Below are 20,827 nucleotides of genomic sequence, written 5' to 3'. Positions count from 1 at the left end.
GCTGGACGAGCCTGGAGTTCCTTGGATGATGATGCTGGAGCGGGCGATGGGAATCGAACCCACGTCATGAGCTTGGGAAGCTCAGGTCCTGCCATTGAACGACGCCCGCCTTGGTTGAGCCATTGTCGAATCATGCATTTCTTCGCTAGATGCTTGTTTTCTTGAGAGTTTCACGGCGCGTTTGCCGCAAAACCTCAACTTGGCACCCAGCGAAATCTATCTGCACCTGCAACCTTGGCGTAGGTTCGGGAGTAGGTTTTTGCCTCCTACGTCGCTGGCAATAGAACCTGCGCCATGACTCTGGGTGAGATTCTAGTGCTATTCGATTCGCGGTCTGCAAAGCAGCTTCAGCCAGGCTCGCACCTGCTCGTGAAGGGGTGCGATGAATTGCGATAGGTCACCTCCCAATCGCACAAAACACGGGCCTACTGCTACAAACAGCTCTGCTGGCCTGATGAAGTAGGTGAGGCTCGGGCACTGGCCCGAGATAGCGCTTTGCAGAGGCTGTCTCAGTTCAGGGAGACAAGCGCGGGGGTAGCGCAGGAGTTGATCCGGTCACTGCCCGTCGCAAGGCAGCACTGGCCAAACATGGTCCTGCCGTATCGTCTAAGGTGCGTGCGCTGCTGGAGGGTTTCCGCGATCACCTTGCGCGGCTGCGCCAAGCCGAGTGCACGGCCCTTGCGTGGAGCGCTCTGGCGCGAATGCTGGGCGAGGTACCAGAGCTTGCCTGGACAGTGCCGCGTGACGTGACCTGTGGCCAAGCTTACGACGTACTCGATAAGCGACGAGACCCTCCCACGGCGGCCAAGCAGCTGCGGGCACAGCTGGGGCAGGCGTGGGACTGGGGCTCGATGCAGGAAAGATCGGTAGGGAGGCGCCGAACTGTTGGCGTAGCCTTCTCAAACGCCAGCTGTGTTCCAAGGGGAAAACCGCCGGGGGGAAGCATGTGGGGTTTCGGCGCCGGGTGCTGTCCCAGGCGGAACCGCGCAAGCTCCTGTCGTGTCCCCGGACGGATATGTCGCAGAGCGCGCTGGATGGCCAGCCCACTGACGTGCATGGTGGCCCGATAGGTTCCGCCCGGCTGTTTGTCATAGACGTTAGTGGCGATGGGTTAGGGTTTCGTGGTCACGATGCCGGTCCTTTCTGCTGCCGCAAGGGCTTGTGGCCGGTCATTTCGAGGTTTCCTTTCTGAGAGGGGCAGTCGCCGAAGGGCAGGGCATCGTCGCGGTGGTGGTCTTTGGGCAACTACCAATGCACAAGCTCATGCTAGAAGGCCTGAGTCCGGTGCAGTACCGAAATCAGGCCTTGAGCCGCTAACTTCCAACCGTCCAACTTCATGGGGTCAGTTCAAAGCGGGCTTCGTCGTTTCAATGGTGCACTTGACAAGGCTGTAGGGTGCAAGCGCGCTGCCGGGCTTCCGACGGATTCCTGGGCTGGCTACACTTTTCTCTCCACAGAGAAGGGAAGTCATGGGCACAGATATCTACGTTTCGACGCTGACCGCCGATCTGGAGCAGCAGTTCATCGACGCGGTCGGACAGAGCCGCAAACTGCACGCTCCATGGGTTTCGCCGCCCAGCACGGCACAGGAGTTCCAGGGCTACCTGGCTCGCGTGCAGGAGCCGTCGGGTGCGGCATTTGTGATCTGGGAGTGGCGCAGCGATGGTTTTGCCGGGGTCGTGCAGATCACGAACATCCTGATGGACCCGTTCCGCTCTGCCCATATCGACTTCTTTGCATTCTCGGGCTTCGAAGGGAAGGGCCTGATGAAGGAGGGCCTCGCGCATGTCGTGAAGCAGGTCTTCAGGACTTCGAAGCTGCATCGGCTGGAAGCCAACATTCAGCCTGAGAACAAGGCAGCCATAGCACTGGTGAAGTCCTGTGGTTTCAAGTTGGAGGGGTTGTCGCCCGCATTCATGAAGGTCGGTGGTCGCTGGCGAGATCACGAACGCTGGGCGCTGCTGTCCGCGTAGTCGCTGCCCGGATCCGTCAGCGGCTGAGGGTTCTCCATGAACTGGTCTCGCAAAGGACGCGGCACCTTGTCATCCTGGGAAGTGACGAGACGTCGAAGAAGGTAAAGCACACCGAGGTGCAGACAAGGCCTAACAGTGGGCTTGTTCTTGCCTGACGTCTCCCCCGAAAACAGCTGGACAGCGTCCGGAACTACAGGGGCGAGATCTGCGGCGCGACAAACGCAAAAAAGCCGCATAGGTGCTGAGATGACAGGCGAAGGCGCTCGTTACAATGGAACTCCATGGTTCACTGCACTCTCACCACTACCATCTCCACGACCGCTTCCTGCGGACCGTGTGAAGTGCCGTGAGTCCCAGTTGAACCACTTCCCAGGCCCGCCAGCGATGGACCGGGCCCTTTTTTTTGCCCTTGCGTCGCCGGCACCACGCAAGGAGTTGTACTCATGTTTGCTCTGTTAGTCCTCGATGTTCAGGTCGGCCTGGTCCGAGGCCCTGAACCCATGTGGCGCTGCACCGAGGTGCTGGACACCATCAACACCTTGATGGAACAGGCCCGCCGTGCGGGAGCGCCAATTTTTCTGGCTCGTCACATCGGTCCCGTGGGAACGCCCATTGGCCCAGGCAGCCCACTGACCCAACTCGCACCCGAACTGCAACTGGACGGCAGTGAGGTTGTGTTCGAAAAACACCGCCCAAGCGCCTTTGCAGGCACCGATCTGTTGCAGCAGCTTCAAGCACGCAACGTGACCGGCCTGGTCATCACCGGCATGAAGACTCAGTACTGCGTGGACACCAATTGCCGGGTCGCTCGCGATCTGGGCCTTGATGCCGTCCTTATTGCGGATGGACATACTTGTGCCGACACCCCCCAGCTTGCAGCGCAGAAAATTGTGGAACACCACAACGCGACGCTGGCAGGGGCGTTTTGCGCGGTCATGCCCGCAAACGCCTGGGATTTCTCGGCACCGGTTCACACCTGATCTGCTGGAGTCCGCCCATATTGAGGCACACGCGAGCGATTGCAGCGCCATTTGTCTTTCAGACCACCGGGCCATGGGCCAATGCCGACGGCCTGGTCCTGCCTTGCGCTGATTCCCTGACCTGTGCTTGTCCGACAAGGGCGTGCCTGGGCGGCACCCATGCTTGAGGCCATGAACACACCTCCTCCCAACACCCCTGGCCAAGTGCCCACATCGTCGTCCCGCAACCGGTTCGCCACCAGGCGGACGATGTACATCGCCGCAGCCGTCGTGGCCGTGGCGCTGATGATGGTGTTTGCGCCCTGGTAGGCGCGATCCACTGTCATGGTCCCGCCCATGCCCGAAAGGGCATGAGAAAGCCCGCCATTTGGCGGGCTGTCGTTTTGGGGAATCGCTTGCCTTAGTGCGCAGGGTGCGCCGTCGGTGCTTGCGCCGTGGGGAGTCGGGCCAGCTTCTGCGAGCAATCGCTGCACACGTGCCACGCATGGAATTGGCGGGCGCCTGTGGCGGGCTTTTCCTGTTCGCACTGCATGCAGAAGACGGCGGGGGCCAGGTCCAGGAGCCGGATCGGCTCTCTGCCTTTCTTGGGACTACGCATAGCTCTCCTTCAAAGTGTTGCTCCTCGGTATCCATTGGGCGCCGGGTTGGAAAAGGCGGTCGTCAGCGGGCGCGCCAAGGCGCAGCAGAAGCCGGCGCCATCGAGGGTGCGTGTTCAACTTACAGCCAGGCCGTCTCACGGTTGTGACTTTTGCATGACCGTGTGGGGAAGGCGCCGCAGCTGTTTGACAGCGTGCTTCGGGCAGCCCTAGAATTTTTGCTTCCGTTCCTGCGACCATTGCGAGCCTGACATGAACCTGTGACGCCTTCGGACCTTCGTCCGACCAATCCCCCGAAGCCCTTTGCCGGCCGACGGCGGACGCCTGCGTCACCTCCTGCCTGTTCGTTGATTGCTCTGCGTTTCCTGAACGCAACCCGGCGTCGCCGTGCGGCCTCCTTTCGGAATTTTTGAAAGAGTGCCCATGACGGAATCCATCGATATCCTTGCCCACAACACGGCCGCCTGGAACCAGCAGGCTGCCAAGTCCTGCGACTGGTCGCGCCCGGTCGACAGCGCCGAAATAGCACGGGCCCGCGCCGGAAGCTGGCAGGCGCGGCTCACGCCAGGCCCCTTGCCTGCCGGCTGGCTGGATGATGTACGCGGCCTGCGCATCCTCTGCCTTGCCAGCGGCGGCGGCCAGCAGGCGCCCATTCTTGCTGCGGCGGGCGCCCAGGTCACCGTCTTCGACGCCTCAGCCGGCCAGCTTGCGCAGGACCGGCACGTGGCCGAGCGCGAAGGCCTTGCGCTGACCTGCGTGCAGGGCGATATGCGCGATCTGGGGGTCTTTGCAGACGCCAGCTTTGATGTGATCTTTCACCCCATCTCCAACCTCTACGTGCCCGATGTGCGGCCCGTGTGGCGTGAATGCGCGCGGGTGCTGACGACGGGCGGGCGTCTTCTGTCCAGCTTCTGGAATCCGGTGGTCTTCGTGGAGGACCGTGATCCTGCATTGCGCGAGCAAGGACTCGTGCGGCCCGCCTGGCGCCTGCCGTATTCCGATGTGGCAGATTTGCCGCCCGAGGCGATTGCGGCCAAGCGCGAGCGCAACGAGGCCCTGGTGTTCGGCCATACGCTGGCCGATCAGATCGGGGGGCAGTTGGATGCGGGGCTTGTGCTGACGGGCTTCCACGAGGACTGGCAGCCCCACGCCCGTTTTGTGATCGAGAAGTTCGTGCCGACCTTCATTGCGACACGTTCGATGAAGGTCTGAACGCGCTACCTACGGCCTGGACCGGCCTTGCCGCGCTCAGGTGCGCAAGGCCGGTATCCAGGTCTGTTGCTGGGCGGGTTCTGCCACGGGCTGCGCCGGTTGCGGTCGGGGAGCAGGGCCTTTGGCCTGGGGCGATGGCTGGGCCTGCCGCACCTGCTCGGCGCCGGACTTGGCCAGCAGCAGCATCACGGCCATGCAGATCAACGTCAGCAAGAGCACCACGCAGATGGGGCCCAGATCCACGGAGGCGATGTCCAGCCCCTTCAGCGACTGCCAGCGTTCTGAGCGTATTTCCAGCGGTTCTTCGGGATCGGCCATGACACCTCCACTGCGTTGAGTGTGCCTCCATGCTAGGCGCAAGTGAGCATGCAAACAATATGGGAACTTCGCCAGGATGCGAGGGTATACCGCAGGCAGCTACTTGACCCACATCAATTGCGCCGCCACGGCCAGGGCGATGGCCAGCAGCACCAGCAGCACCAGCCTTGCCACGATGGTGACCGCCTTGCGGCGCGCTGCTTTGCGGGTGTTGCGCGGACGAGGTGGGGTAGGCGGCGGCTGCGTGGCATCCAGGGCTGCAATTCTTTCCAGCCAGTCCTGGGTTGTTGGCAGGGCAGTGGCGGGCGGTGACGAGGACGGGGACGAACCGGGCTTGCCGCGGTTCATGGCTCCAGCTCCTGCCGCATCTCTTCCAGCACCTCCAAGGCGCCCTGGATCATGGCCTGCCTGTGCTCCAGCGCAGCCTTCTGGGTCTGCAGCCGTTCCAGCTGCTCGGCTACCTGCGCCTCGTCGGCCCGCAGCTTCTTCAGCCGCTCCTGTATGGCCTCCATTTCCGGGGCGCTCATCTGCCAATCCTCCAGCATGCGAAGGGCGTGGCACGTGGCCCGGTCCCTTCTCACAATTCACACGATGCCGGCAATTATCTGTGCGTCTTAGCGACTGGCTATGAATGAATTGATATAGATTGTCATCGGCTGGCGCAGAAGGGGGCCGAAAGCTTGCCGCTGCACGCGCACGGTGCTACGCAGATCAGAGCAGCGCAGTTCAATGCGCGAGGAATTTGAGAAAGATCCGCCCCTGCCGCGTTCTGACCTCGGTCCCTTCGATAAAGCCCATCAGTCTGGCCGAGCCGTCCATGGAGTACAGCGCCGGCCCATCGATGCGGTAGATGAGCCTGGTCCCGCACCGGACGAATTCATCGCCTTCGACACGCCCGATTTCGTGTCCGCGCCCATCAAGCACAGTCCACGAGCGTCCTGCAATCATGGCCTCACCCGGCGGTTGCCGGTCCCCAAGTGAAAGCGTCAATCTAAGGAACGCTGGGCGTCTGAATCTGAGCGAATCTGAGCAGTTGTGCAAAGCCGGGCCACCGATGCCTCGGGCGGTGCCCTGCGCAAATTCGTGTGCACCCGGCCCAAGCCGCATCACGCCGGCCAAAAGAAGCTGGCTGCGGTCTAGGGGCACTGCGCGCTTGGGCGATTGAGTGGTGCGCAGGCAAGTAGAATTGTTTCATATCAAAGACATGCTGCTCTGAAAGTTGCAGCGACCGGGCCCGCTTGGCGGGCCTTGTGCATGGGGTGCCGTCCCGCAGCCTGTATCTGGGTGCATGTCCTGATTCTCTGTGGGCCCGGCCTGCGATCCAATCTCGCGCATGGGGCTGAGCCTTCTCGTCAAATTGCTCTCATTTATGAAGTTCTGCTGTCGCCAACCGGATGCGCCTGTGGCATTGCCTTGCGGCTTGCCTGGGGTCGGTTCCGTCCGGTGGACGCTGCGCTGCGGAGGGCGGAGGTGAACGAGCAGGCGCTGTACGATCTGGCCCCCGTTCTGGAGCTGATGCTGCTGGGCCTGTTGCTGGCGCTGGGACCCTTGGCCTGGGTGTGGCTGCGCAACCGCAACGGTGGCTCGCTCAAGCGGCTGCAGGCACTGTCGGTGCTGACGCTGTTCCTGACTTTCGACCTGGTGCTGTTCGGCGCCTTTACGCGTTTGACCGATTCCGGCCTGGGCTGCCCTGACTGGCCGGGCTGCTATGGCAGCGCCAGCCCCATGGGCGCCCGCGCGCAGATTGCCGAGGCGCAGGCCGCCATGCCCACCGGGCCGGTGACGCATGGCAAGGCATGGATAGAGATGGTCCACCGCTATCTGGCCACCACCGTGGGCGTGCTCATCATCGCCATGACCATCATGGCCTGGCGGCGTGCGCGCCGCCAGGGCAGGGCGGGTGGCGCCCAAGGCGTGGAAGGCGCACGGCGGGGGGCCATGAGCCCCTGGTGGCCCACGCTGGCGCTGTTCTGGGTCTGCCTGCAGGGTGCCTTTGGCGCCTGGACCGTGACCATGAAGCTGTTTCCGGCCATCGTGACCCTGCACCTGCTGGGCGGCACGGGCCTGCTGGCCTTGCTGTGCGTGCCCGCCGTGGGGCTGAGCCGGGAGGCACGCCAGCAGCAGGCAACGGTGATTTCCCCGGGCCTGCGTGCTCTGCTGTGGCTGGGCCTGGGCTTGCTGGTGCTGCAGGTGGCACTGGGTGGCTGGGTCAGCACCAACTATGCGGTGCTGGCCTGCAGCAGTTTTCCGACCTGCCAGGGCAGTTGGTGGCCGGCCATGGATTTTTCGCAGGCGCTGCAGATCTGGCGTCCGCTGGGCCTGCTGCAGGACGGCAGCAACATCAGCTTTGCGGGCCTCACGGCCATCCACTATCTGCACCGCCTGGCGGCCTATGTGGTGGTGGCTGCGCTGGCCGGGCTGTGGTGGCGTTTGGGTGAAGTGCCCGCACTGGCGTTGCAGCGCCGCGTGCTGGGTGCGTTTTTGGTGCTGCAGGTGCTGACAGGCCTGTCGAACGTGGTGCTCGATTGGCCGCTGGTGGCCGCGGTGCTGCATACGGGTGGCGCAGCCGCGCTGGTGACCGTGATTGTTTGGTGCCTGGCGGCCAGTCGCCCGGGCACGCTGCGGGCCGGGTTGCCGGTTGCCCGTGGAGAGATTGCATGAGTAAACAAGCTTCCCTGAGTGTCGAGTCCTCACGCTGGACGCAGTTCTATGCCCTGACCAAGCCCCGCGTGGTGCAGTTGATCGTGTTCTGCGCGCTGATCGGCATGGTGCTGGCCGTGCCGGGCTGGCCCAACGCCGACCAGTGGCTGCACATGGCGCTGGCCTGCCTGGGCATCTGGCTGGTGGCGGGCGCCGCAGCGGCCTTCAACTGCCTGGTGGAGCGCCATATCGATGCGCGCATGAAGCGCACCTCCTGGCGGCCCACGGCGCGCGGGGAGCTGACCAGCCAGCAGGCCCTGGCCTTCTCGGCCATCCTGTGCACGCTGGGTGCGCTGGTGCTGCTGCTGTGCACCAATCCGCTGACCATGTGGCTGACGCTGGCCACCTTCGTGGGCTATGCCGTGATCTACACGGTGATCCTCAAGCCCGCCACGCCGCAGAACATCGTGATCGGCGGCGCCTCCGGCGCCATGCCGCCCGTGCTGGGCTGGGCCGCGATGACGGGCCAGGTCGGACCCGAGGCGCTGATCCTGTTTCTCATCATCTTCCTGTGGACGCCTCCGCATTTCTGGGCGCTGGCGCTGTACCGCGTGGAGGACTACCGCCAGTCGGGCCTGCCGATGCTGCCCGTCACGCATGGCAGCGAGTACACGCGGCTGCAGATCCTGCTGTACACGGTGATCCTGTTCGCAGCCTGCATGCTGCCCTTCATGTACGGCATGAGCTCCTGGCTGTACCTGGTGGTGGCCGTGGTGTTGAGCGTGGGCTTTTGCGGCTATGCCTTCGCGCTGTGGCGCAATTACTCGGACGAGCTGTCGCGCAGGACTTTCCGCTTCTCGCTGGTGCATCTGAGCGTGCTGTTCCTGGCACTGCTGATCGATCACTACCTCTGGCTGGGCTGATGGCCTGAGGGCCATGGCCGCGCAATGACAAACCGGGCCCTTGAGGCCCGGTTTGTCTTGGTGCCTGCCGTCTTACTTGATCTGCCGCTTTTCCAGCTTGCGCGCCAGCGTGCGCCGGTGCATGCCCAGGCGGCGTGCGGCCTCGGAGATGTTGAAGTCGCTCTCGGCCAGGGTTTCGTGGATGTGTTCCCACTCCAGTGTCTTGATGGAAGTGGGGTTGCGCGACAGCTCCACGTCGGTGCGGCCTTCGAGGCGGCCGAAGGCGGCCTCGATGTCGTCGGTGTTGGACGGCTTGGCCAGGTAGTGGCAGGCGCCGAGCTTGACGGCCTCCACGGCCGTGGCAATGCTGGCATAGCCGGTGAGCACGACGATCAGCGCCTCGGGGTTGTGCTGGTGCAGCATCTGCACGCAGCTCAGGCCCGAGGCATTGCCGGCCAGCTTGAGGTCCATGACGGCGTATTGCGGCGAATGCGTCTGCAGCAGCTCGCGCACTTCCTCGGCGCTGGCGGCCTGCAGCACGCGGTAGCCGCGCCGCTCGAACGATCGCGTCAGCGTGCGTGCAAACGTTGCATCGTCTTCAACCAGCAGCAGGAGGCGGGAGCTGTCCATGGGCGATTCGGGTTCCTGTGGGCGCCGCTTCAGGCGCCGGGTTCAATGGCAATCGATGACAGGGGCAGGCGGATCTCCACCTCGCTGCCCCTGGGCGGGGTGTTCCTCACCTGAACGCGTCCGCCCAGCGAGCGCGCCACGTTGAGCACCAGGAACAGGCCCAGTCCGCGGCCCGGGCGCTCCGTCTTGGTGGAGATATGGCGCTGGCCCAGCTGCTCCAGCACGGCAGGTGCAAAGCCGGGACCCTTGTCGCGCACGGTGATGCACAGCATGCCGGTGCGCACGGACAGGTGCAGCGCCACATGGCCGGGAGATGCCTCGGCGGCATTGTCGAGCACATTGCAAACCATTTGCTGCAACGCGGTATCCGAAAGAATGGGGAAGTCCTCTTCGGCCTGGACATAGTCGAAACGCTCCACCGCATGGCGTGACTGCCATTGGGCGACCACTCCATCCATGAAGGCATGCAAGGTCGTGGCCTGGGGCGCGTCGGCGCGGGTTTCGCCGGCGGACATGAGCACGCTGGAGACGATGGATTTGCAGCGCAGCAGCTGCTGCTGCATCTCCTGCAGGTCGGCGAGCAGATCGGGATCTTGCGTGATGACGGGCATGCGCTGCCAGTCGCCCAGGATGACGGACATGGTCGACAGCGGCGTGCCCAGCTCGTGCGCCGCGCCCGTGGCCAGCAGGCCCATGCGCACGATGTGCTCTTCCTCGCTGGCGCGCTGGCGCATGTTGGCCAGCCGCGCGTCGCGCCGTCGCAGGTTGGAGACGATGCGGCGCAGGAAGACCACCAGCAGCACCGTGGTCAGCCCGAAGCTGATCAGGATGCCGCTCACGTACAGGCCGGGCAGCCCGTCCGGCCCCGCCGCGCCAATGGGCAAGGGCCAGTGCACGATGGCCAGCACCAGGGTGCACAGCGATGTGCTGGCGACGATGATCCAGGCGTGCACGGGCCTGAGCAGCACGGCGCCCAGAATGCCCTGCAGCAGGAACAGGTAGATGAAGGGATTGCTGGCGCCGCCGCTCAGATACAGCTGTATGGCCAGGGCGAGCACGTCGGCCAGCAGGGCCAGGAACAGGTTGCGCGCCGAGATCTGGCGGCGGTGGCTGCGGTACCAGTAGATGTAGCCGAGGTTGGTGAACACGCTGGCCATCAGCACCAGGGCCATGGCCGGCAGCGGCAGGTTGATGCCGAAGCCGTAGTGCACCAGGGAGATGGTGATCACCTGCCCGACCACGGCAAACCAGCGCAGCTGTATCAGCAGCTGCATGTTCTGGCGTTCGGTGGTGCGCTCGACGCGGAACAGGGACTCTGAAGGCGAATTCACGCGGGCGATTGTGCGCTACCGCAGGCAGCCATGGTGCGGCAGGGTCTTGTAGAGGACTGAAGAAAAAGGGCCACCGATGTCATCGATGGCCCCGTTGCCTGCGCAAGGCGGTTCTATGGCTTGTCGGCCGGCTGCCGGTCATTGCGCCTGACCAGCCAGGCGGCACCGACCACCATCAGCGCCAATCCGTACCAGGTCAGTGCGTAGACCAGGTGGCTGTTGGGAAAGCGGATCACGGTCATGCCCGGGCGCGGCCAGGTGCCGTCCGCCACGGGCTGGCCGGGCAGGCCGGCGTCGATGAAGTAGGGGGCTGCATGGTCCAGGCCCTGGGCCTGTGCAATGGCCGCCACATCGCGCGAGAACCAGCGCTGCTGAGCAGGATCGTTCTCGCGCAGAAAACCGCCGCGCGGCTCGCTGATGCGCAGCAGGCCGGACACCGTCACCTGGTCCTGGGATGCCTGCCCGGGTTGCGCCTGCCAGCGTGCGCGCTGCTCCGTGGGGATGAAGCCCCGGTTGACCAGCACCTGGCTGCCATCGTCCAGCTGCAGCGGCGTCAGCACCCAGAAGCCTGCTCCCAGCTCGGTCACGGCCTGGGTCAGCACGGTCTTGCCTGTCAGCCATTGGCCGCTGGCCTGCACAGCGCGGTATTCATGGTCGGCGGCCGTGATCTGCGGCCATTCGGCGGGCGGGGGCAGGGCAGCGGGCGCGGCGTGCACGCGCTGCTCCACGCGCTCTATGAGATCCAGCTTCCAGGCGCGGCGCTGCACCTGCCAGCTGCCCAGGAAGATGAAGCCCAAAAACAAGGCGATGCCCACCGAGATGAGCATCGCCTGAGCGAGTGGGCCGCGCCGGCGCGATGCGCCTGCGCGGCTGGAGGGCCCGGAGTTTCCGGATGCGGTCAAGGCGTGACCACGGCCGGTGCCGTCTGCGCCGCAGGATCGGCCGGCATGGTGTGCTGGGGCATCATGTTGGTGTTCATGTGGAACATGACCCACAGCGTGCCTGCGATGCCGATGGCCACGAAGACCACGGTGAAGATGGTGGACAGCAGGGTCCAGCCGCCTTCGATCTTGCCGTTCATGTGCAGGAAGAAGACCATGTGGACCAGGATCTGCACCACGGCGAAGCCGCCGAGCACCATCACGGCCGTCGAGCGGTCCGAGATGATGTTGCCCATCACCAGCCAGAACGGGATGGCCGTCAGGATGATCGAGAGCACGAAGCCCCACATGTAGCCCGAGAACGTGCTGTGCGGGCCGGCATCGTGGTGGTGGTCGTCATGGCCGTGATGGTCGTGGTGACCCTGGCCGGCGTGGATGTCGTGTGCAGCCATTTACAGCACCCCCATCAGATAAACAAAAGTGAAGACGCCGATCCAGACCACGTCCAAGAAGTGCCAGAACATCGACAGGCACATCAGGCGGCGGTTGTTCTCGTGCGTCAGGCCGTGCTTGTTGATCTGGATCATCAGCGTGACCAGCCAGATCAGGCCGAAGGTCACGTGCAGGCCGTGGGTGCCCACCAGCGTGAAGAACGAGGACAGGAAGGCGCTGCGCTGAGGCCCAGCGCCCTCGTGCAGCAGGTGGGAGAACTCATAGAGTTCCAGGCCCAGGAAGCACAGGCCGAACAGGCCGGTGATGGCCAGCCACATCTGCGTGCCGCCCAGCTTGCCCTGCTGCTTTTGCAGCATGGCGAAGCCGAAGGTGATGGACGACAGCAGCAGGAAGGCCGTGTTCATCGCCACCAGGGGCAGGTCGAACAGCTGGGCGCCCGTGGGGCCTGCAGCGTAGTTGCGGCCCAGCACGCCATAGGTGGCGAACAGCGCTGCAAAGATCAGGCAGTCGCTCATCAGGTAGAGCCAGAAGCCCAGAGCGGTGCCGTTTTCGGGATGGGGCTCCTCGGCGAGGTGGTACTCACGCGGGGCCAGGGCGGCAGCGCCGCCTGCGGTGTAACGGATATCAGACATGACGTGCCAGCTGTTGTGTGCGCAGTTCTTCCGTGGCCGCGACTTCCGCGGCGGGGATGTAGTAGTCGCGCTTGTAGTTGAACGTGTGGATGATCGACGCCAGCACGGTGGCGGCGAAGGACACGATGGCCAGGGGCCACATGTGCCAGATCATCGCGAAGCCGAAGACCGTGGACAGCGCAGCGATCACGACACCGGCGCCGGTGTTGGCGGGCATGTGCACGGGCTTGAAGCCGGTCAGCGGACGCTGGTAGCCGTGCTTCTTCATATCCCACCAGGCATCGATCTCATGCACCACGGGCGTGAAGGCGAAGTTGTACTGGGGCGGGGGCGAGGATGTGGCCCACTCCAGCGTGCGGCCTTCCCATGGATCGCCGGTTTCGTCACGCAGCTGGTCGCGCTTGAAGTAGCTGACCACGAGCTGCATCAGGAAGCTGCCGATGCCCAGGGCCACCAGGCCTGCGCCGCAGGCGGCGATGATGAACCAGATCTGCAGCGAGGGGTCCTCGAAGTGGTTGGCGCGGCGCGTCACACCCATCAGGCCCAGCACGTACAGCGGCGTGAAGGCCACCCAGAAGCCGACCAGCCAGAACCAGAACGAGCACTTGCCCCAGAACTCGTCGAGCTTGTAGCCGAAGGCCTTGGGGAACCAGAAGTTGATGCCGGCGAACACGCCGAACACCACGCCGCCGATGATCACGTTGTGGAAGTGGGCGATCAGGAACAGGCTGTTGTGCAGCACGAAGTCGGCCGGGGGAACGGCCAGCAGCACGCCGGTCATGCCGCCGATGGCGAAGGTGCACATGAAGCCCACGGTCCACAGCATCGGCACGGTGAAGCGGATGCGGCCGCGGTACATGGTGAACAGCCAGTTGAAGATCTTGGCGCCCGTCGGGATCGAAATGATCATCGTCGTGATGCCGAAGAACGTGTTCACGCTGGCGCCCGAGCCCATGGTGAAGAAGTGGTGCAGCCACACCAGGTAGGACAGGATGGTGATACACACCGTCGCGTACACCATGGAGGTGTAGCCGAACAGGCGCTTGCGGCTGAAGGTCGAGACGATCTCGGAGAAGATGCCGAAGCACGGCAGGATCAGGATGTAGACCTCGGGGTGGCCCCAGATCCAGATCAGGTTCACGTACAGCATGGGGTTGCCGCCCAGGTCGTTCGTGAAGAAGTTCGTGCCGACGTAGCGGTCCAGCGACATCAGCACCAGGGCTGCTGTCAGGATGGGGAACGAGGCCACGATCAGCGCGTTGGTGCACAGGGCAGTCCAGGTGAAGACGGGCATCTTCATCAGGTTCATGCCGGGTGCGCGCATCTTGATGATGGTCACGATCAGGTTGATGCCCGACAGCGTGGTGCCGACACCGGCCACCTGCAATCCCCAGATGTAGTAGTCAAGCCCGACCCCCGGGTTCTGCGCCCCCAGGTTGGACAGGGCCAGCCAGCCGGAGGTGGAGAACTCGCCCAGGAACAGCGAGATCATCACCAGCACGGCGCCGCCCGTGGTCATCCAGAAGCTGAAGTTGTTCAGGAACGGGAAGGACACGTCGCGGGCGCCGATCTGCAGCGGCACCAGGTAGTTCATCAGGCCGGTCACGAAGGGCATGGCCACGAAGAAGATCATGATCACGCCGTGGGCGGTGAAGATCTGGTCGTAGTGGTGCGGAGGCAGGTAGCCCAGGTTGTCGCCGAAGGCCATGGCCTGCTGCAGGCGCATCATCAGCGCATCTGCGAAGCCGCGCAGCAGCATGACCAGACCGAGGATCATGTACATGATGCCGATCTTCTTGTGGTCGATGCTGCACAGCCAGTCGCGCCACAGCGGGCCCCACAGGCGGAACTTGGTGAGAAGGCCCAGCACGCCGAGGCCGCCGAGCACCACGGCGATGAAGGTCACCAGCACGATGGGCTCATGCGCCATCGGGATGGAGTCCCAGGTGATGCGTCCCAGCAGCCAGTGGGCCTGTGCCGGGGAGGTATGTTCAGACATATCGAGTCTCTTAGGTCGTTTTGGAACGGGCGGCGGGCTGGCCGTCGTCCGCTTCCGCTATCTGCTTATTGCTGTGCGCTGGCGGCCGAGCCGTCGCGCTGGTCCAGGAAGGCCACGACGCGGTCGGCGTTTTGCACCGTGCACACATCCTGGGGCAGGTTCATGCCCACGGCCTTGAGATAGGCTTCACCGCCTGCGGCATCGATGGCCATCATGTGGTGCATGCACATCTTGCCTTCCTCGACGCAGCGGTTGAGCACCTTGTCGTACAGGCCTTCGTCCACGGTGGCGAAGCGCTCGACCGGGTTGCGCTCGCTGGGCTTGACCAGATTCAGGTAGGTGTCGCGGTTCAGGGCCTTGCCTTCGGACTTGGCCTTGGCAACCCACTGCTCGAATTCCTCGTCGCTGAGGCCGTGGAACTTGAACGTCATGCCCGAGAAGCCGGCGCCGCTGTAGTGCGATGCCAGGCCGTGGAACACACCGGTCTTGTTGATCACTGCGTTCAGCTCGGTCTGCATGCCGGGCATGGCATAGATCATGCCGGCCAGGTCAGGCACGTAGAAGGCGTTCATCGTCGAGGTGGCGGTCAGCTTGAAGTGGATGGGACGATCCACGGGAGCGGCCAGCTCGTTGACGGTGGCGATGCCCTTTTCAGGGATGAAGAACAGCCACTTCCAGTCCATGGCCACGACCTGCACTTCCAGCGGCTTGACATCGGTGCTCAAGGGCTTGGAGGCCGAGACGCGGTCCAGCGGGCGGTAGGGGTCGAGCTTGTGGGTGCTGATCCAGGTGATGGCGCCCAGCGCGATGATGATCATCAGCGGCACGGACCAGATCACCAGCTCCAGCGTGGTGGAGTGGTGCCATTCGGGGTCGTAGTGGGCCTCGGTGTTCGACTGGCGGTATTTCCAGGCGAACAGCAGCGTGAGGATGATCACCGGGATGATGATGATCAGCATCAGCAAGGTGGCCGTGACCACCAGGTTGCCTTGCTGCGCGGCGATATCGCCGGCCGGGTTGAGCACGACGGCTTTGCTGCAGCCAGTGAGACTGGCTGTCAAAGCGGCCGCGGTGAGCCACGCAGGCCCACGGAGTTCCTTGATTTTTAGCATGCTAGGGGCGCAACAAGAGCGCGTTTACATAGAAACGCGGATTACAAGATCCGGGCAAATGTATTACGAAGTATAAATTTGTCCATTGGACATTTTGTCCAACGTCAAGGAGAAGCCGGGAACTTTCTGCTACCTGGCGGGGCAGGCAGCGGGGTCCCGGCGGCCCGGAGGCCGCATTTTTCGGCCGCGCGCAGCAGGAAAAACACCAAGTCCGGTCGAGGTGAAACCGCCTTGCGCCAGATCAAGCGAGGGCGTAGAACGGAGCTGTCAGTGAGACGAGACAAGGAGCATCCATCTATGAGCGGCCTCGACACAACTGCAAGCTTCCCCAACGGAAGCTACGAAAGCAAGGAATCTCTGTCCCGCGCCGACACCCACGAAGATGTCACGCCCAACGAGATCGCCGTCGGCGTGATCCTGGGGCGATCCTCGGAGTACTTCGACTTCTTCGTGTTCGGCATCGCCTGCGTGCTGGTCTTCCCGGCACTGCTGTTCCCCTATCTTTCCAAGCTTGACGGCACGTTGATGTCGTTCGGCATCTTCGCGCTGGCCTTCGTGGCGCGGCCGTTGGGCACGGCGCTGTCCATGGCCGTGCAGCGGCGCTGGGGCCGGGCGACCAAGCTGACGCTGGCGCTCTTCCTGCTGGGCGTGTGTACGGTGGGCATGGCTTTCCTGCCCAGCTACCAGCAGGCGGGCGTGAACGCCATCATCGTGCTGGCGCTGCTGCGCATCGGCCAGGGCATTGCACTGGGCGGCTCCTGGGATGGACTGCCGTCGCTGCTGGCCATGTCGGCGCCCCAGAACCGGCGGGGCTGGTATTCGATGATCGGGCAGTTGGGTGCGCCGCTGGGCTTTGTGCTGGCGGCAGGCCTGTTTGCCTTCATCTATGCCCATGTGGATGCCGACGAGTTCCTCAGCTGGGGCTGGCGCTATCCCTTCTGCGTGGCCTTTGCCATCAACGTGGTGGCACTGTTTGCCCGGTTGCGCCTGGTGGTGGGCCAGTCCTACACCGAGCTGCTGGCGCAGCGCGAGCTGGAGCCCATGGGCGTGGTGCCGCTGATGCGCGACGAGGGCCGCAACGTGGTCATCGGCGCCTTTGCAGCCCTTGCCAGCTTTGCGCTCTTCCACCTGGTGACCATCTTCCCGCTGTCCTGGATCTCGCTGTATTCGGACCAGTCGGTGAACCATGTGCTGGGCGTGCAGATCGTTGGCGCCTTCTGTGCAGCCGGCGCCATCATGGTTTCGGGCTGGCTGGCCGACCGGGTGGGGCGGCGCAACACGCTGGGCACCATGGCCTGCCTGATCGGCATCTTCAGCTTTGTGGCTCCCTGGCTGCTGGGCAGCGGCACCACGGGCAACAACGTGTTCATCATCGTCGGCTTCATCCTGCTGGGCCTGTCCTACGGGCAGGCGGCAGGCACGGTGACGGCCAACTTCCCCTCGCGCTATCGCTATACGGGCGCGGCCCTGTCCTCGGACATGGCCTGGCTGGTCGGCGCGGCCTTTGCCCCGCTGGTGGCGCTGGGCGTGTCCTCGCGCTTCGGACTGGTGGCGCTGGGCATCTATCTGCTGTCGGGCGCGCTGTGCACGCTGGCGGCGCTGGGCATCAACCGGGCCATCGAGACGCGCGACTGAACGGGCCCTTGCAAGCCAAAGGCCGGCTCTGCCGGCCTTTTTTGTCGCCGGGCCGCCCCAAGGCAAAAAGCTGGCCCCCTGGGGGCAGCGGACCTTGCGAAGCAGGGGAGCGTGGGGGCATTTTCCGTTGCGGCTCCGCCTCAGGGGTTTTCACCGTAGCGCTGCTTGAAGTCGAATTCGAGCCTGTCGCAGTCCTGCACCGATTCAAACTGCTGCGTCTTGCGCTCGGCCTCAGGCCTGGCGGTTTCCTTGCGGCAGATCTTGATGGTTTCGCGCTCCACCCAGCGCGCCTCGCCTTCGGGCGTGGACAGCAACTGGCCAGCCAGCATGAGCACAGCGAAGAAGGCCACGGGCAGGCCGATGAGCCAGGGCACGATGCGGCTTTTGCCTGGTTGGGCCGGTTCGGCGGAATGAGGCTCGGGTGTCGGTGGTTGCGCCATGGTGTGCTTGCTGTGGTTCCGGCTGGCGATTATCCAGGGCGCCCATCGCGCGCAGTCTGAGCGGGATCAGGGAACGGCGAGATCGCCTGTGCTAGCCATCTCCCCCATCTCCTGCACCAGCCATTTCTCCAGCGCAAGAATGTCGGCCCTGCGGCCCGGATGGGGCGCCACCCACAGCTGCAGGCGCCGAGGTCCGGCCAGTCGCGCGCCGCTGTTGCGCGCGCATGTCAGCGATCCGGCCAGTGACGGGCTGGAGATCGTGCTCAAGGGCGGGCAGATGGGAGGAGAGGCCTTCTTCGGCCACGTGCGTGATGGAGGCTAGGCAGGGCTCGCTGCCGCGACGATGGGGCAAACCTATAATGCGCGTTGGTCCCGACGGGACACCCTCCCGCCAGGGACAGCGCCCCGCGTGCGCGCTCCGAACTCCTAGACACCATGAGCACACCCACTTTCACCGTTGCCGACATTCGCAAGAGCTTTCTGGACTTTTTCGCATCCAAGGGCCACACCATCGTGGAGTCGAGCCCCCTGGTGCCCGGCAACGACCCGACGCTGATGTTCACCAACTCGGGCATGGTCCAGTTCAAGGACGTGTTCCTGGGTACCGACAAGCGCCCCTACACGCGTGCCACCTCGGTGCAGACCTGCCTGCGCGCAGGCGGCAAGCACAACGACCTGGAAAACGTGGGCTACACCGCCCGCCACCACACCTTCTTCGAGATGCTGGGCAACTGGTCCTTTGGCGACTACTTCAAGCGCGAGTCGCTCAAGTGGGCCTGGGAACTGCTGACCGAGGTCTACAAGCTGCCCAAGGAGCGCCTGCTGGCCACGGTCTACGCCGAGGACGACGAGGCCTACGACATCTGGACCAAGGAAATCGGCCTGCCGCCCGAGCGCGTGATCCGCATCGGCGACAACAAGGGCGGCCGCTACAAGAGCGACAACTTCTGGATGATGGCCGACACCGGCCCCTGCGGCCCCTGCTCGGAAATCTTCTACGACCACGGCGCGCACGTGGCCGGCGGCCCTCCGGGCAGCCCTGACGAAGACGGCGACCGCTTCATCGAGATCTGGAACAACGTGTTCATGCAGTTCGACATGGACGAGCAGGGCAACGTCAAGCCGCTGCCCGCCCCCTGCGTGGATACCGGCATGGGCCTGGAGCGCCTGGCCGCCATCCTGCAGCATGTGCACAGCAACTACGAGATCGACCTGTTCCAGGCACTGATCAAGGCGGCTGCGCGCGAGACGCATATTGCCGACCTCGAGACCCCGTCGCTCAAGGTCATTGCCGACCACATCCGCGCCACCTCCTTCCTGGTGGCCGACGGCGTGATCCCGTCCAACGAAGGCCGCGGCTACGTGCAGCGCCGCATCGTGCGCCGCGCCATCCGCCACGGCTACAAGCTGGGCCAGAAGACGCCGTTCTTCCACAAGCTGGTCAAGGACCTCGTGGCCGTGATGGGCGACGCCTATCCCAAGATCCGCGAGCAGGAAGCGCGCATCACCGAAGTGCTCAAGGTCGAGGAAGAACGCTTCTTCGAGACCCTGGCCAACGGCATGGAAATCCTGGATGCGGCGCTGGCCGGTGGCGCCAAGGTGCTGCCCGGCGACGTGGCCTTCAAGCTGCACGACACCTACGGCTTCCCGCTGGACCTGACCAACGACGTCTGCCGCGAGCGTGGCCTGGGCGTGGACGAGGCAGGCTTTCAGGCCGCCATGGAAGAACAGAAGAACAAGGCCCGCGCGGCTGGCAAGTTCAAGATGGACCGCGCCCTCGAGTACACGGGCCAGGCCAATGCCTTCACCGGCTACCAGAAGCTGGCCGAGGCCGCCAAGGTGGTGGCAATGTATGCCGAAGGCAGCGCCGTGCAGGAACTCAAGGCCGGCCAGAGCGGCGTGGTCGTGCTCGACACCACACCCTTCTACGCCGAGTCCGGCGGCCAGGTGGGCGACCAGGGCGTGATCAGCACCGCAGGCGCGCGCTTCGCGGTCGAGGACACGCTCAAGATCAAGGCCGATGTGTTCGGCCACCATGGCGTGCTGGAGTCCGGCAGCCTGAAGGTGGGCGATGCCGTGCAGGCCGAGGTGGACACGCAGCTGCGTGCCGCCACCATGCGCAACCACTCGGTCACGCACATCATGCACAAGGCCCTGCGCGAAGTGCTGGGCGACCACGTGCAGCAAAAGGGCTCGCTGGTCAACGCCGAGCGCACGCGCTTCGACTTTGCCCACAACCAGGCCGTGACCGCTGCCGAGATCCGCGAGATCGAGCGCCGCGTGAACGCCGAGATCCTGGCCAACACGCCCACCGACGCGCGGGTGATGGACATCGAATCGGCCAAGGCCACGGGCGCCATGATGCTGTTCGGCGAGAAGTACGGCGACTCCGTGCGCGTGCTGGACATCGGCACCAGCCGCGAGCTGTGCGGCGGCACCCACGTGCAGCGCACGGGCGACATCGGCCTGTTCAAGGTGGTGGGCGAAGGCGGCGTGGCCGCTGGCGTGCGCCGCATCGAGGCGGTGACCGGCGAGAACGCGCTGGCCTACCTGCAATCGCTGGAATCCACGGTGGACCAGGCGGCCGCTGCGCTGAAGGCGCCGACGGCCGAGCTGAACACCCGCATCGGCGGCGCGCTGGAGCAGATCCGTGCGCTGGAGAAGGAAGTGGCTGCGCTCAAGGGCAAGCTCGCTTCCAGCCAGGGCGACGAACTGGCCGGTCAGGCCGTCGACGTCAAGGGCATCAAGGTGCTGGCCGCCAGGCTGGAAGGCGCCGATGCCAAGACCCTGCGCGAGACCATGGACAAGCTCAAGGACAAGCTGGGCGCCGCCGCCATCGTGCTGGCCGCCGTCGATGGCGACAAGGTGCAGCTGGCTGCCGGCGTGACCAAGGCCGAGACCTCGCGCATCAAGGCTGGCGAGCTGGTGAACTTCGTGGCCAGCCAGGTCGGCGGCAAGGGCGGCGGCAAGCCCGACATGGCCATGGCCGGTGGCACGGATGCAGCGGGCCTGCCGGACGCGCTGGCCGCCGTGCAGGCCTGGGTGGCAGAGCGCGCCTGATCCAGTTGCGCGGCAGATGATTGCTGCTGCTCC

At 64.5% G+C, this 20,827-nt stretch carries 21 protein-coding genes and 1 tRNA gene; 8 read left to right on the top strand and 14 right to left on the bottom strand.

Features of this window, described 5'->3' with window-relative positions:
• Nucleotides 1-35: 35 nt before the first annotated feature.
• Nucleotides 36-109: transfer RNA gene (locus AC5I49_RS26720), tRNA-Gly, on the bottom strand.
• Between the two features lie 1,360 nt (nucleotides 110-1,469).
• Between AC5I49_RS26720 and AC5I49_RS26715 the strand changes: the two genes are divergently transcribed.
• The 4 genes from AC5I49_RS26715 (at nucleotide 1,470) to AC5I49_RS26700 (ending at nucleotide 4,761) form a co-directional block, all read left to right on the top strand.
• Nucleotides 1,470-1,973, top strand: coding sequence for a GNAT family N-acetyltransferase (locus AC5I49_RS26715; RefSeq protein ID WP_016447197.1), 504 nt, complete (start codon nucleotides 1,470-1,472; stop codon nucleotides 1,971-1,973).
• A gap of 443 nt (nucleotides 1,974-2,416) precedes the next feature.
• Nucleotides 2,417-2,953 (top strand): cysteine hydrolase family protein, encoded by a 537-nt coding sequence (locus AC5I49_RS26710; RefSeq protein WP_080945370.1) that lies wholly within the window; start codon nucleotides 2,417-2,419, stop codon nucleotides 2,951-2,953.
• 171 nt (nucleotides 2,954-3,124) lie between these two features.
• A complete protein-coding gene (locus AC5I49_RS26705; RefSeq protein WP_193726258.1) occupies nucleotides 3,125-3,262 on the top strand; it encodes a hypothetical protein in 138 nt (45 codons plus the stop codon).
• A 710-nt stretch (nucleotides 3,263-3,972) separates the two neighbouring features.
• Nucleotides 3,973-4,761 carry a class I SAM-dependent methyltransferase gene (locus AC5I49_RS26700; RefSeq protein WP_017403885.1) on the top strand — a complete coding sequence of 263 codons (789 nt, stop codon included), beginning with the start codon at nucleotides 3,973-3,975 and terminating at the stop codon, nucleotides 4,759-4,761.
• Nucleotides 4,762-4,797: 36 nt separating this feature from the next.
• Here the strand turns inward: AC5I49_RS26700 and AC5I49_RS26695 are convergent, their stop codons facing one another.
• From AC5I49_RS26695 to AC5I49_RS26680, 4 genes are all read right to left on the bottom strand, one after another.
• Complete coding sequence (locus tag AC5I49_RS26695; RefSeq protein ID WP_016447192.1) at nucleotides 4,798-5,079, bottom strand: hypothetical protein; 282 nt, start codon at nucleotides 5,077-5,079, stop codon at nucleotides 4,798-4,800.
• A gap of 99 nt (nucleotides 5,080-5,178) precedes the next feature.
• Nucleotides 5,179-5,427 carry a hypothetical protein gene (locus tag AC5I49_RS26690; RefSeq protein ID WP_017403886.1) on the bottom strand — a complete coding sequence of 83 codons (249 nt, stop codon included), beginning with the start codon at nucleotides 5,425-5,427 and terminating at the stop codon, nucleotides 5,179-5,181.
• On the bottom strand, nucleotides 5,424-5,606 hold the full coding sequence (locus AC5I49_RS26685) for a hypothetical protein (protein WP_016447190.1): 183 nt from the start codon (nucleotides 5,604-5,606) through the stop codon (nucleotides 5,424-5,426). The genes AC5I49_RS26690 and AC5I49_RS26685 overlap by 4 nt, the downstream gene beginning before the upstream one ends.
• 199 nt (nucleotides 5,607-5,805) lie before the next feature.
• Nucleotides 5,806-6,027 (bottom strand): hypothetical protein, encoded by a 222-nt coding sequence (locus AC5I49_RS26680; RefSeq protein WP_017403888.1) that lies wholly within the window; start codon nucleotides 6,025-6,027, stop codon nucleotides 5,806-5,808.
• Nucleotides 6,028-6,549: 522 nt separating this feature from the next.
• Between AC5I49_RS26680 and AC5I49_RS26675 the strand changes: the two genes are divergently transcribed.
• Together AC5I49_RS26675 and cyoE are read left to right on the top strand one after the other, a co-directional pair.
• Entirely contained in the window at nucleotides 6,550-7,740 is a 1,191-nt protein-coding gene (locus AC5I49_RS26675; RefSeq protein WP_047475383.1) for a COX15/CtaA family protein, read from the top strand.
• Nucleotides 7,737-8,642: a heme o synthase gene (gene cyoE, locus AC5I49_RS26670; protein WP_016447188.1), complete on the top strand. Its 906-nt coding sequence runs from the start codon at nucleotides 7,737-7,739 to the stop codon at nucleotides 8,640-8,642. Before AC5I49_RS26675 ends, cyoE begins: the two co-directional genes overlap by 4 nt.
• A 72-nt stretch (nucleotides 8,643-8,714) precedes the next feature.
• Here the strand turns inward: cyoE and AC5I49_RS26665 are convergent, their stop codons facing one another.
• The 7 genes from AC5I49_RS26665 to cyoA form a co-directional block, all read right to left on the bottom strand.
• Nucleotides 8,715-9,251: a response regulator transcription factor gene (locus AC5I49_RS26665; protein WP_012205888.1), complete on the bottom strand. Its 537-nt coding sequence runs from the start codon at nucleotides 9,249-9,251 to the stop codon at nucleotides 8,715-8,717.
• Between the two features lie 29 nt (nucleotides 9,252-9,280).
• Nucleotides 9,281-10,582 carry an ATP-binding protein gene (locus AC5I49_RS26660; protein ID WP_016447187.1) on the bottom strand — a complete coding sequence of 434 codons (1,302 nt, stop codon included), beginning with the start codon at nucleotides 10,580-10,582 and terminating at the stop codon, nucleotides 9,281-9,283.
• A 113-nt stretch (nucleotides 10,583-10,695) separates the two neighbouring features.
• Nucleotides 10,696-11,409 carry an SURF1 family protein gene (locus AC5I49_RS26655; protein ID WP_047475367.1) on the bottom strand — a complete coding sequence of 238 codons (714 nt, stop codon included), beginning with the start codon at nucleotides 11,407-11,409 and terminating at the stop codon, nucleotides 10,696-10,698.
• A gap of 71 nt (nucleotides 11,410-11,480) precedes the next feature.
• Nucleotides 11,481-11,915: a cytochrome o ubiquinol oxidase subunit IV gene (gene cyoD, locus AC5I49_RS26650; protein ID WP_495790133.1), complete on the bottom strand. Its 435-nt coding sequence runs from the start codon at nucleotides 11,913-11,915 to the stop codon at nucleotides 11,481-11,483.
• Complete coding sequence (cyoC, locus tag AC5I49_RS26645; protein WP_016447184.1) at nucleotides 11,916-12,548, bottom strand: cytochrome o ubiquinol oxidase subunit III; 633 nt, start codon at nucleotides 12,546-12,548, stop codon at nucleotides 11,916-11,918.
• Entirely contained in the window at nucleotides 12,541-14,547 is a 2,007-nt protein-coding gene (cyoB, locus tag AC5I49_RS26640; RefSeq protein WP_016447183.1) for a cytochrome o ubiquinol oxidase subunit I, read from the bottom strand. Before cyoB ends, cyoC begins: the two co-directional genes overlap by 8 nt.
• A gap of 65 nt (nucleotides 14,548-14,612) precedes the next feature.
• Nucleotides 14,613-15,659: a ubiquinol oxidase subunit II gene (cyoA, locus tag AC5I49_RS26635; protein ID WP_016447182.1), complete on the bottom strand. Its 1,047-nt coding sequence runs from the start codon at nucleotides 15,657-15,659 to the stop codon at nucleotides 14,613-14,615.
• A 297-nt stretch (nucleotides 15,660-15,956) separates the two neighbouring features.
• On the opposite strand from cyoA, the gene AC5I49_RS26630 reads away from it, so the two are divergent.
• Nucleotides 15,957-17,294: an MFS transporter gene (locus AC5I49_RS26630; RefSeq protein WP_016447181.1), complete on the top strand. Its 1,338-nt coding sequence runs from the start codon at nucleotides 15,957-15,959 to the stop codon at nucleotides 17,292-17,294.
• A gap of 140 nt (nucleotides 17,295-17,434) precedes the next feature.
• On the opposite strand, the gene AC5I49_RS26625 is transcribed toward AC5I49_RS26630, so the two are convergent.
• On the bottom strand, nucleotides 17,435-17,734 hold the full coding sequence (locus AC5I49_RS26625; RefSeq protein WP_046239820.1) for a hypothetical protein: 300 nt from the start codon (nucleotides 17,732-17,734) through the stop codon (nucleotides 17,435-17,437).
• Between the two features lie 66 nt (nucleotides 17,735-17,800).
• Complete coding sequence (locus AC5I49_RS26620; protein WP_128422700.1) at nucleotides 17,801-18,001, bottom strand: hypothetical protein; 201 nt, start codon at nucleotides 17,999-18,001, stop codon at nucleotides 17,801-17,803.
• Between the two features lie 168 nt (nucleotides 18,002-18,169).
• On the opposite strand from AC5I49_RS26620, the gene alaS reads away from it, so the two are divergent.
• Nucleotides 18,170-20,794: an alanine--tRNA ligase gene (gene alaS / locus AC5I49_RS26615; RefSeq protein WP_495790132.1), complete on the top strand. Its 2,625-nt coding sequence runs from the start codon at nucleotides 18,170-18,172 to the stop codon at nucleotides 20,792-20,794.
• The last annotated feature ends 33 nt before the right edge of the window (nucleotides 20,795-20,827 follow it).

Source organism: Delftia sp. (assembly GCF_059499305.1).
The sequence above is the reverse complement of the archived record's forward strand: the minus strand, read 5'-3'. Positions and strand labels throughout refer to the sequence as shown.

What these genes read in the sequence shown, in the direction of transcription:
- AC5I49_RS26710 (WP_080945370.1), top strand. Translation starts at nt 2,417, where the DNA reads ATGTTTGCTCTGTTAGTCCTCGATGTTCAGGTCGGCCTGGTCCGAGGC.
- cyoA (WP_016447182.1), bottom strand. Translation starts at nt 15,659, where the DNA reads ATGCTAAAAATCAAGGAACTCCGTGGGCCTGCGTGGCTCACCGCGGCC.
- AC5I49_RS26685 (WP_016447190.1), bottom strand. Translation starts at nt 5,606, where the DNA reads ATGAGCGCCCCGGAAATGGAGGCCATACAGGAGCGGCTGAAGAAGCTG.
- cyoE (WP_016447188.1), top strand. Translation starts at nt 7,737, where the DNA reads ATGAGTAAACAAGCTTCCCTGAGTGTCGAGTCCTCACGCTGGACGCAG.
- AC5I49_RS26695 (WP_016447192.1), bottom strand. Translation starts at nt 5,079, where the DNA reads ATGGCCGATCCCGAAGAACCGCTGGAAATACGCTCAGAACGCTGGCAG.
- AC5I49_RS26665 (WP_012205888.1), bottom strand. Translation starts at nt 9,251, where the DNA reads ATGGACAGCTCCCGCCTCCTGCTGCTGGTTGAAGACGATGCAACGTTT.
- AC5I49_RS26655 (WP_047475367.1), bottom strand. Translation starts at nt 11,409, where the DNA reads ATGCTCATCTCGGTGGGCATCGCCTTGTTTTTGGGCTTCATCTTCCTG.
- AC5I49_RS26630 (WP_016447181.1), top strand. Translation starts at nt 15,957, where the DNA reads ATGAGCGGCCTCGACACAACTGCAAGCTTCCCCAACGGAAGCTACGAA.
- cyoD (WP_495790133.1), bottom strand. Translation starts at nt 11,915, where the DNA reads ATGGCTGCACACGACATCCACGCCGGCCAGGGTCACCACGACCATCAC.
- cyoC (WP_016447184.1), bottom strand. Translation starts at nt 12,548, where the DNA reads ATGTCTGATATCCGTTACACCGCAGGCGGCGCTGCCGCCCTGGCCCCG.
- cyoB (WP_016447183.1), bottom strand. Translation starts at nt 14,547, where the DNA reads ATGTCTGAACATACCTCCCCGGCACAGGCCCACTGGCTGCTGGGACGC.
- alaS (WP_495790132.1), top strand. Translation starts at nt 18,170, where the DNA reads ATGAGCACACCCACTTTCACCGTTGCCGACATTCGCAAGAGCTTTCTG.
- AC5I49_RS26690 (WP_017403886.1), bottom strand. Translation starts at nt 5,427, where the DNA reads ATGAACCGCGGCAAGCCCGGTTCGTCCCCGTCCTCGTCACCGCCCGCC.
- AC5I49_RS26705 (WP_193726258.1), top strand. Translation starts at nt 3,125, where the DNA reads ATGAACACACCTCCTCCCAACACCCCTGGCCAAGTGCCCACATCGTCG.
- AC5I49_RS26680 (WP_017403888.1), bottom strand. Translation starts at nt 6,027, where the DNA reads ATGATTGCAGGACGCTCGTGGACTGTGCTTGATGGGCGCGGACACGAA.
- AC5I49_RS26715 (WP_016447197.1), top strand. Translation starts at nt 1,470, where the DNA reads ATGGGCACAGATATCTACGTTTCGACGCTGACCGCCGATCTGGAGCAG.
- AC5I49_RS26625 (WP_046239820.1), bottom strand. Translation starts at nt 17,734, where the DNA reads ATGGCGCAACCACCGACACCCGAGCCTCATTCCGCCGAACCGGCCCAA.
- AC5I49_RS26700 (WP_017403885.1), top strand. Translation starts at nt 3,973, where the DNA reads ATGACGGAATCCATCGATATCCTTGCCCACAACACGGCCGCCTGGAAC.